Source organism: Terrabacter sp. P5_B1 (assembly GCF_056400505.1).
In genome coordinates this window covers 1-8976 of record NZ_JBFULD010000172.1, presented here as the reverse complement: position 1 = coordinate 8976, position 8976 = coordinate 1, and the positions used below count along the sequence as shown (strand labels likewise).

Here is an 8976-nt window from a genome sequence, read left to right as displayed (position 1 = left end):
TGTCGAGTCAGGTCACGGGTCGCACTTGGAGGTGCTGTACGCGGCGGTCTGGGAGACGATGCACGCCTTGAGGAAGTCGCCGAACTCCTTGTCCTTCCACGTCTGCCAGAAGTCAGCGTGCAGGGAGCGGCCGTCGCTGGTGCCCATCATCTTGTCCGAGGAGAGCGCCACGTCCGTGCCGTTGCCGACGTACGGGAACTGGATCGTCTCGCGCAGCTCGGCCACACCGATGGGGAACCCCGCGGGGCACTTCTTCGCGACCGTGTAGGCGTAGTGCGCGTTGTCCCTGGTGTCGCCGTTCTGGGTCGCCGTGTGGCTCGGCTTGACGCCGTCCCAGCAGGAGGGGAAGTCGATGTGGGCGGTCAGCGTCAGCCCCGGCTTGCCCGACAGGCCGGTGCAGTCGGGGATGCTCTGGACGGGCGCGGACCGAGCGCCGGACTTCATCCCGCACGACCAGTTGTAGCGGGTGCCGATGAGACGCGTGTCGGCCGGGATGGGCTGCGCCGCGCCGAAGGTGTCACCCGACGCGCTGCGGTAGTAGGCGGTGAACTGCTGCGCCGGCACGAGCTGACCGGTCTTGGGGCCGGAGACGTAGCGAAGCGTGGGAGTCCAGTAGCCGGCGGAGTCGGCGCTGTAGGTGAGGCCGAGGACCTTGCGGCAGTTGTTGGCCTTGCCGGCGAGGTCGGCGTAGTTCGCGGCGTTGGGGTTCGCCAGCGAGTGCCAGGCGGTGTTCCCGAAGAACTGGTGCTCGTGCATCGACGGGCCGGGGGAGTTGTGGTTGACGATGGGGTCGTAGGAGCCGACCGCCACGGCCGGCTGCCCGGACACGTCGCACTTGACCTTGCCCAGCGCGGCCGCCTCGCCAGCGGGCAGGAGCAGCGCTGCTACGAGGCCGAGCACGATGGCAATCGGCAGGAGCGCGCGGCGGCTCGGAGTGGTGGGGGGTGGTGTAGGAGGGGTCATACCGCGAGATTAGCGGACATCATGTGATATTGCCTGTTTTGTGGCKGGTGAGGCAGGGGTGGGGATCGGTGTCGCCGCTCCACCGACTGCTGGACCTTGCGGCCCGCGCCTTTCTAGGGTGGCTGGCATGTTCCGCCCAGACCTGCAGGACGCCCTGCGTGACCGCGACGCCGTGCTCCGCTCGTTTCTCGCGCCCGACGGCACCCTGACGAGCATCCCGACGAAGATCCGCAAGCGCCTCGTGGTGCTCGACCTGCTCTCGCAGGAGTTCGAGCCGGGGGAGCGGTACGACGAGACGCAGGTCAACAACCGGCTGCGCGCGTTCCACCCCGATGTCGCCGCCCTGCGCCGCTACCTCGTCGAGGAGGGCTTCCTCGACCGGGCCGACGGTCAGTACTGGCGCAGCGGCGGCACGGTCGCCTGACCCGGCCACGCGGCATCCGCCATCGGGAGACGGGGCTCAGCGGAAGCCTAGCGCCTCGCTGAGCCAGCTCTGCGCGCCGTCGGCCTCGAGGCCGGCCTCGACAGCGGCAGCCGTCCGCGGTGACGGCCACCCGTGGATCCAGAACAGCGCCAGGCCGCCCGGCAGCGCGATGAGCAAGGGCAACCACGAGTGCGGATCGAAGGCGAACGAGCACGCGAACGCCACGAGCACCGGAGCCTCGGCGAGCGCCGTCCGCAGGGTCGTCGTCGAGGTGAAGTAGCGCAGGCTCGTCGTCTCCGCGTTCTCGCGAGGGAGCCCGTGCGGAAGGGCCGGCACGGCATACCCGACGTAGCGGATGAGCGTGGCCGAGGCGACCAGCGTGGCGAGCACGATGCCGACCGCCCACGGCGACGGCATCGGCGCCGACGGGTCCACGAGGATCCGCACCGCGCTCAGCATCAGGGCCCCCATGCCGACCGCGACCGACACCATCTGGATCGGGCGCAGCGCGGCGCTCTCGGGAGAGGTGAACGGTCCGGGAGGGGTGCTCATGGGTCCCGAGCATAGGCGGGTGAGGTCCGCGGACGATCCGCGCATTTAGCCATCGGCCGCGTGCCCGATAGCATGGTGCGCTGGCCCGCCCATTCACCGTCGACGACCACGTCGGCACCACCCCAATGGAGTAACCCGCAGTGAAGAGTGCGCTCGAGACCCTCAGCCCGACCCGGGTCAAGATGACCGTCGAGGTCCCGTTCGAGGAGCTCAAGCCGAGCCTCGATGCGGCCATCAAGCACATCGGTGAGCACATCCAGGTGCCCGGCTTCCGCAAGGGCAAGGTCCCTGCTCGCATCATCGAGCAGCGCGTCGGCCGCGCGGCGGTCCTCGAGGAGGCCGTCAACAACGCCCTCCCGACGTTCTACGGACAGGCCCTCGAGGAGAACGAGGTCCGCCCGCTCGGTCAGCCCGAGATCACCGACCTCCAGGTGCCCGCGACCGACGGCGAGGACTTCGTCTTCACGGCCGAGGTCGACAAGCGTCCCGAGATCGAGCTGCCCGACTTCAGCGACATCGAGCTGACCGTCGACGAGGCCAAGGTCGAGGACGAGGCCGTCGAGCAGCGCCTCACCGACCTGCGCGCTCGCTTCGGCACCCTCAAGGGCGTCGACCGCGCCGTCCAGGACGGCGACTTCGTCTCCATCGACCTGTCCGCCGAGATCGACGGCGAGCAGATCGACGAGGTCACCGGAGTCTCCTACGAGGTCGGCAGCAAGAACATGCTCGACGGGCTCGACGAGGCCCTGCTCGGCATGACGGCCGACGAGACCAAGCAGTTCACCGCCCCCCTCGCCGGTGGCGACCAGGAGGGCCAGGACGCCAACTGCACCGTGACCGTCACCGCGGTCAAGGAGCGCGAGCTGCCCGAGCTCGACGACGAGTTCGCCCAGCTGGCCTCCGAGTTCGACACGCTCGACGAGCTCAAGGCCGACCTCACCGCCAAGGCCGAGGTCGACGCCAAGTTCGCCCAGGGCGTCGCCGCCCGCGACAAGCTCCTCGAGGCCATCCTCGAGAAGGTCGAGGTGCCGATCCCCGAGAGCATCGTCGAGGCCGAGGTGCACAGCCACCTCGAGGGTGAGGGTCGTCTCGAGGACGACGAGCACCGCGCCGAGGTCGGCGAGAGCACCCGCAAGGGCCTCAAGACCCAGCTCGTGCTTGACGCGATCGCCGAGAAGGAAGAGGTCAAGGTCGAGCAGCAGGAGCTCATCGAGTTCCTCGTCATGAGCTCGCAGCAGTACGGCATGGACCCCAACCAGTTCGCGCAGTCGCTCGACCAGGAGGGCCAGATCCCCGCCATGGTGGCCGAGGTCGCCCGCCGCAAGGCGCTCGCGACGGTCCTGGAGAAGGTTGCCGTCAAGGACACCGCCGGCAACGTCATCGACCTGAACGAGGCCGTTCCCGGCACCGAGGGTGACGAGGACGACGCCACCGAGGCTGTCGAGGCCAGCGAGGGCAGCGACGACGCGCAGACCGAGAAGGCCGACGCCTGACCGCTCCACGTCACGTATGCCGTGAGGCCGGCTCCCGCTCGGGAGCCGGCCTCACGCGTTCCCGGGTAGGCGGACCCGCAGCCGGGGTACGTCGCAGTGGAGCCGCCGCTCGGTGGCCGCTGGCACGAGACGGACCGAGAAGGAGCCCCACAGATGAGCAACGACGAGACGGGTGCGAGCGTCGCGGACAGCGACATCAACAGCGCCGACGCCGACGGCACGAACCCGCCCGCGCGCGACAGCGCCGCGGTGCAGGGCTCGGGTGACGACGCCGACCGTGGCAACCTCGACGGCAGCAACCCCGTCGCCGAGCCGCGCGACCGCTCCCTCGACCAGGCCGGCGGCAACGGCTCCTTCGACGACGGGTCGCAGGAGCCGACCGACGGCGCCGCCTCCGACACCTACGACGCCGGGCAGGACAACGGCCTCAACGAGTGACCGCCCGCCTGACCGCACGTGACCACGGACCCCGCCGGACGGCATACGGTCGGCGGGGTCCGTGCGTGTGGTTGCGCCGCCCGGGCTCAGGTTTGTGCGCTCACGGCGAACACGGCGCGGTTCGGGAAATCTGCCCGCGGGGTCGGGCGTTAGGGTCAGTGACGAGCCAGCCGGCGCCACCTCCCGTGGCGAGAGGCTGGACCACTTCGACGATGGAGACATGGTGATTTCGGAGACCTCCGCCAACGGCAACGGCATGCCGGGTGGTCTGGACGACCACATCTACAACCGCCTGCTCAAGGAGCGGATCATCTTCCTCGGGTCCGACGTCCGCGACGACAACGCGAACGCCATCGCCGCGCAGCTGCTGCTGCTCTCGGCCGAGGACCCCGAGAAGGACATCTGGCTCTACATCAACAGCCCCGGCGGCTCGATCTCCGCCGGCATGGCCATCTTCGACACGATGAACTGGATCCCCAACGACGTCGCCACCGTCGCCATGGGCATGGCCGCCTCGATGGGCCAGTTCCTGCTGTCGGCCGGCACCCAGGGCAAGCGCTACGCCACGCCCCACGCGCGCGTCATGATGCACCAGCCCTCGGGCGGCATCGGCGGCACGGCCACCGACATCAAGATCCAGGCCGAGCAGATGCTCTACGTCAAGAAGCAGATGGCACGCCTCATCGCCGAGCACACCGGCCAGACGATCGACCAGATCGAGAAGGACTCCGACCGCGACCGCTGGTTCAGCGCGGAGGAGGCGAAGGAGTACGGCTTCGTCGACCACGTCTTCAGCCGCTCCGACCAGGCCGTCGAGGGCAACAGCGTCGGCCAGGCCGACGCCAAGGCCGAGAACTGACCGCGGCCTGACACAGGACTTGGAGACCACACGCATGAACATCGAACCCACCAACCGCCTCGCCGTGCCCGGCCCGTCGAGCCGCTACATCCTGCCGCAGTTCGAGGAGCGCACCTCCTACGGCATGAAGCGGTCCGACCCCTACAACAAGCTCTTCGAGGACCGCATCATCTTCCTCGGCGTGCAGGTCGACGACGCCTCGGCCGACGACATCATCGCCCAGCTGCTCGTGCTGGAGTCGCTCGACCCCGACCGCGACATCCTCATGTACATCAACAGCCCGGGTGGCTCGTTCACCGCGATGACGGCGATCTACGACACGATGCAGTTCGTCCGGCCCGACATCCAGACGTTCGTCATCGGCCAGGCGGCCTCGGCGGCCGCCGTGCTCCTCGGCGCCGGTGCGCCGGGCAAGCGCTTCGCCCTGCCGAACGCCCGCATCCTCATCCACCAGCCGGCGCTCTCGGGCGGCGACTACGGCCAGGCCTCGGACATCGAGATCCAGGCCAACGAGGTGCTCCGCATGCGCACGTGGCTCGAGGACACCCTCGCGCACCACACGGGTCGCACGTCCGAGCAGGTCCGCAGCGACATCGAGCGCGACAAGATCCTCTCGGCCGAGGACGCCAAGGAGTACGGCCTCATCGACGAGGTCCTCGCCTCGCGCAAGGCGTCCCTCGAGGTCTGACCTCCCGCTCGTCACGGGGCGCGTACGCCGCAGGGCCGGGTTCCGCTGGGACCCGGCCCTGCGGCATACCTGCTTGGATGGGCGGTGAACTGACGTCGAGCGTGAAGGTGTGAGTCATGGCGAGTGCGGAGTTCGAGCAGGCGGTCGCGGCCGTCAAGGAGCTCACGACCGACCCGGGCAACGACGTGAAGCTGAAGCTCTACGGCCTGTTCAAGCAGGTGACCGAGGGTGACGTCACCGGCTCACGGCCCGGCTTCACGAACCCCGTCGGGCGCGCCAAGTACGACGCGTGGGCCAAGCTGTCGGGCACGRCATCCGAGGCGGCGCAGGAGCAGTACGTCGCGATCGTCCGCGACCTCACCTCCGCCTGACCCGGCCCCGGCCGCGCGAGATCCCGCCGTGGGGGGATGGTTGCGGCGGTGCGGTCGCGAGCGGCGCCAAAGGTCCGCCGTGGCTGGATGGTTGCGGTGCCTGTGGATGCCGCGGACTGGCTGCCTGGGGATTCGGACACGATCGGGCCCATGCCCGATCGTGAGCCAATGCCGTTCCGGCGGGGGCAACGCCCCGTCGACGTGACCGCGTGGCACCTGCGCACGCAGGCGTTCCGGCGCCTGTTCCACGACGTCTACGTCGACCGCTCGCGCGAGCTGACGCCGCTGCTGCTCGCGCAGGCGGCTCTGCTCGTGGCCCCGGACGCGACGGTCTCGCACCACAGCGCGGCCCGGCTGTGGGGCGGCATCGTGCCCGATGACGGCTCCGTGCACCTGACCTGCCCGGGGCGTCGTCCCCAGGTCGAGGGCATCACGGCGCACCGGGCTGGCACGGGCAGGGCGGTCACCCGGTGGCGCGGGGTCCCGGTCACGACGCCGGCGCAGACCTTCATCGACCTCGCCGAGCCGCTCGGCCTGGTCGACCTCGTCGTGCTCGGTGACTCCTTGGTCCGACGGCGGCGGGTGACGTCCTCGCTGCTCGTCGAGGCGGCGACGGCCTATCGGGGTCCGGGCGCCCGCCTGGCGCGTCGGGCGGCGCGCCTGGTCCGCGCGGGCGTCGACTCGGCCATGGAGAGCCGGCTGCGGATGCTCATCGTCCTCGCCGGCCTGCCGGAGCCGGTCGTGGACCACCGGATCCACTGGCCCGACGGCCGGGTGCGCTTCCGGTTCGACCTCAGCTTCCCCGATGCGGGCCTCGTCATCGAGTACGACGGCTGGCAGCACGTCGAGTCGCAGGAGCAGTGGGGATCCGACATCGGTCGCCGGGAGTGGCTCGACGGGAATGACTGGCGCATCGTCGTGGTCATCGCCAAGGACCTCCACCGCACGCCGGCCACGACGCTGCACCGCATCTGCGACGCCATGCGCGACCGCGGCATGAGGGTCCCGGCGCTGCGCGAGGACTGGCGGCGCCACTTCCCGAGCCTCCCCGAGGACCGTCGGGAGCCGGCCTGACCGTGCGCGAGTCCGTCCGTGGCTGGACGGATGCGGCGATGGCAGCCTCGTGGCCGCAACGAGCCAGCCACGGACGGAAGGGCGCGACGCCTCGGGAGGGAGCGCACGGCATACGCTGCACCCGTGAGGGCGTATGCCGTGGGGTGGGCGATCGACCTCTACCGCGGGGCGGTGCGATGGCGCTGACGACGATGCTCGTCATCGCGCTCGTGGGCCTGCTCGTCGCGATCTTCGGCGGTCTCGCCCTGGCGGTCGGGCTGGGGCTCCTGGCCGGGAGACGGCGCGGCCGGCAGGGCGGCGAGGACGGTTCGGCGGGGTCCGATTCGCCGGGAAAGCCCGAGATGTGACGGCGCCGTCGTTTGTCCGCCATCAGCGGACAAACGGCGTTGCGCGAGCGAGGGTGCCCCCGTTCGTCGTCTAATGGAGTCGGCCCCCTGCGGGGGCCGGCCGGGTGCACCCCAGCGTTCGGCGCCGACGAACCAGGAGCGAATCGGTGGCACGCATCGGAGAAGGCGGAGACCTCCTCAAGTGCTCTTTCTGCGGGAAGAGCCAGAAGCAGGTCAAGAAGCTCATCGCCGGTCCCGGTGTGTACATCTGCGACGAGTGCATCGACCTGTGCAACGAGATCATCGAGGAAGAGCTCGCCGAGAGCAGCGAGCTGGGCCTCGACCACCTGCCGAAGCCGCGCGAGATCTTCGACTTCCTCGAGAACTACGTCATCGGGCAGGACGTCGCGAAGAAGTCCCTCGCCGTCGCCGTCTACAACCACTACAAGCGCATCCAGGCCGGTGAGGGCGTCAAGCGTGACGGCGACCACATCGACATCGCGAAGTCCAACATCCTGCTCATCGGCCCCACGGGCTCCGGCAAGACCTACCTCGCGCAGACCCTGGCCAAGATGCTCAACGTGCCGTTCGCCATCGCCGACGCCACGGCCCTGACCGAGGCGGGCTACGTCGGCGAGGACGTCGAGAACATCCTCCTCAAGCTCATCCAGGCGGCCGACTACGACGTCAAGAAGGCCGAGACCGGCATCATCTACATCGACGAGGTCGACAAGATCGCCCGCAAGAGCGAGAACCCGTCGATCACGCGCGACGTCTCCGGCGAGGGTGTGCAGCAGGCGCTGCTCAAGATCCTCGAGGGCACGACCGCGTCGGTCCCGCCCCAGGGTGGGCGCAAGCACCCGCACCAGGAGTTCATCCAGATCGACACGACCAACGTGCTCTTCATCGTCGGCGGCGCCTTCGCCGGTCTCGAGAAGATCATCGAGTCGCGCTCGGGTCGCAAGGGCCTCGGCTTCGGCCAGCCGTTGCACAACCCGAAGGACCTCGGCGACAGCTTCTCCGACGTCATGCCGGAGGACCTGCTGAAGTTCGGCCTCATCCCCGAGTTCATCGGCCGACTTCCCGTCCTGACCACCCTCGCGCCGCTCGACCAGCAGGCCCTCGTCAACATCCTCACGGTGCCGCGCAACGCGCTCGTCAAGCAGTACCAGAAGATGTTCGAGATCGACGGCGTCGACCTCGAGTTCACCGAGGACGCCATCGCGGCCGTCGCCGACCAGGCGCTGCTGCGTGGCACCGGCGCCCGAGGCCTGCGCGCCATCATGGAGGAGGTCCTCCTCCCCGTCATGTTCGACGTGCCCAGCGACGACGAGATCGCCCGCGTCGTCGTGACCCGCGAGGTCGTCCTCGACAACGTCAACCCGACGATCGTGCGCCGCGAGGCCGAGCCCCGCGCCAAGCGCCCGCGCAAGGAATCCGCCTGACCTGAGGGCCGCACGGCACACTCGCGCGTGAACGGAGGCCCGTCGTGGTTGCTCCCTTCCGGCTCGTCGCCGGCGATCACGCGCCCGTGCAGCAGACGAGCACCACCTGCGGGTCGGCGTCCCTGACCGTCGCCCGCATGCTCGCCAACCCCGCCTTCGCGCAGTGGATCCGGGACGGCATACGCAAGGACGCTCAGGGCGGTGACCGGCCCGACGACGGCACCGAGGCGCAGCGTTTCGCGGCGTACGAGCAGGTCGTCGCGGCCCGCACCAATGCGCTGCTCGGCGCCGGCAGCCGGCTGCAGCTGCCGTGGCCACGCGCGCTCGGCACACCGCCGTGGGG

11 protein-coding genes and 1 pseudogene are annotated in these 8976 nt (G+C 69.7%); 10 read left to right on the top strand and 2 right to left on the bottom strand.

Annotated features, from left to right (window positions below; genetic code table 11):
• Nucleotides 1–12: 12 nt before the first annotated feature.
• Entirely contained in the window at nt 13–963 is a 951-nt protein-coding gene (locus AC1DP0_RS13255) for a DUF1996 domain-containing protein (protein WP_478085023.1), read from the bottom strand.
• A 127-nt stretch (nt 964–1090) separates the two neighbouring features.
• On the opposite strand from AC1DP0_RS13255, the gene AC1DP0_RS13250 reads away from it, so the two are divergent.
• Entirely contained in the window at nt 1091–1387 is a 297-nt protein-coding gene (locus tag AC1DP0_RS13250; protein ID WP_478085022.1) for a DUF2087 domain-containing protein, read from the top strand.
• Nucleotides 1388–1423: 36 nt separating this feature from the next.
• Here AC1DP0_RS13250 and AC1DP0_RS13245 read toward each other — a convergent pair whose 3' ends face one another.
• On the bottom strand, nt 1424–1939 hold the full coding sequence (locus tag AC1DP0_RS13245; RefSeq protein WP_478085021.1) for a hypothetical protein: 516 nt from the start codon (nt 1937–1939) through the stop codon (nt 1424–1426).
• A 140-nt stretch (nt 1940–2079) separates the two neighbouring features.
• Between AC1DP0_RS13245 and tig the strand changes: the two genes are divergently transcribed.
• The 9 genes and pseudogenes from tig to AC1DP0_RS13200 all read left to right on the top strand — a co-directional run.
• The gene (gene tig / locus AC1DP0_RS13240; protein WP_478085020.1) at nt 2080–3432 is read left to right on the top strand and encodes a trigger factor; all 1353 of its coding nucleotides are present in this window, start codon (nt 2080–2082) and stop codon (nt 3430–3432) included.
• Between the two features lie 153 nt (nt 3433–3585).
• Nucleotides 3586–3870 (top strand): hypothetical protein, encoded by a 285-nt coding sequence (locus AC1DP0_RS13235; RefSeq protein WP_478085019.1) that lies wholly within the window; start codon nt 3586–3588, stop codon nt 3868–3870.
• A 220-nt stretch (nt 3871–4090) separates the two neighbouring features.
• Nucleotides 4091–4729 (top strand): ATP-dependent Clp protease proteolytic subunit, encoded by a 639-nt coding sequence (locus AC1DP0_RS13230; RefSeq protein WP_478085018.1) that lies wholly within the window; start codon nt 4091–4093, stop codon nt 4727–4729.
• 34 nt (nt 4730–4763) lie between these two features.
• Nucleotides 4764–5417 (top strand): ATP-dependent Clp protease proteolytic subunit, encoded by a 654-nt coding sequence (locus AC1DP0_RS13225; protein ID WP_478085017.1) that lies wholly within the window; start codon nt 4764–4766, stop codon nt 5415–5417.
• 116 nt (nt 5418–5533) lie between these two features.
• Nucleotides 5534–5788, top strand: coding sequence for an acyl-CoA-binding protein (locus AC1DP0_RS13220; protein ID WP_478085016.1), 255 nt, complete (start codon nt 5534–5536; stop codon nt 5786–5788).
• Between the two features lie 150 nt (nt 5789–5938).
• Nucleotides 5939–6862, top strand: a complete 924-nt coding sequence (locus AC1DP0_RS13215) for a hypothetical protein (RefSeq protein ID WP_478085015.1) — start codon at nt 5939–5941, stop codon at nt 6860–6862.
• Between the two features lie 176 nt (nt 6863–7038).
• The gene (locus AC1DP0_RS13210; RefSeq protein WP_478085014.1) at nt 7039–7209 is read left to right on the top strand and encodes a hypothetical protein; all 171 of its coding nucleotides are present in this window, start codon (nt 7039–7041) and stop codon (nt 7207–7209) included.
• 146 nt (nt 7210–7355) lie between these two features.
• Complete coding sequence (gene clpX / locus AC1DP0_RS13205; RefSeq protein ID WP_478085013.1) at nt 7356–8633, top strand: ATP-dependent Clp protease ATP-binding subunit ClpX; 1278 nt, start codon at nt 7356–7358, stop codon at nt 8631–8633.
• 44 nt (nt 8634–8677) lie between these two features.
• Nucleotides 8678–8976, top strand: a pseudogene (locus tag AC1DP0_RS13200) (hypothetical protein); the annotation flags it as partial.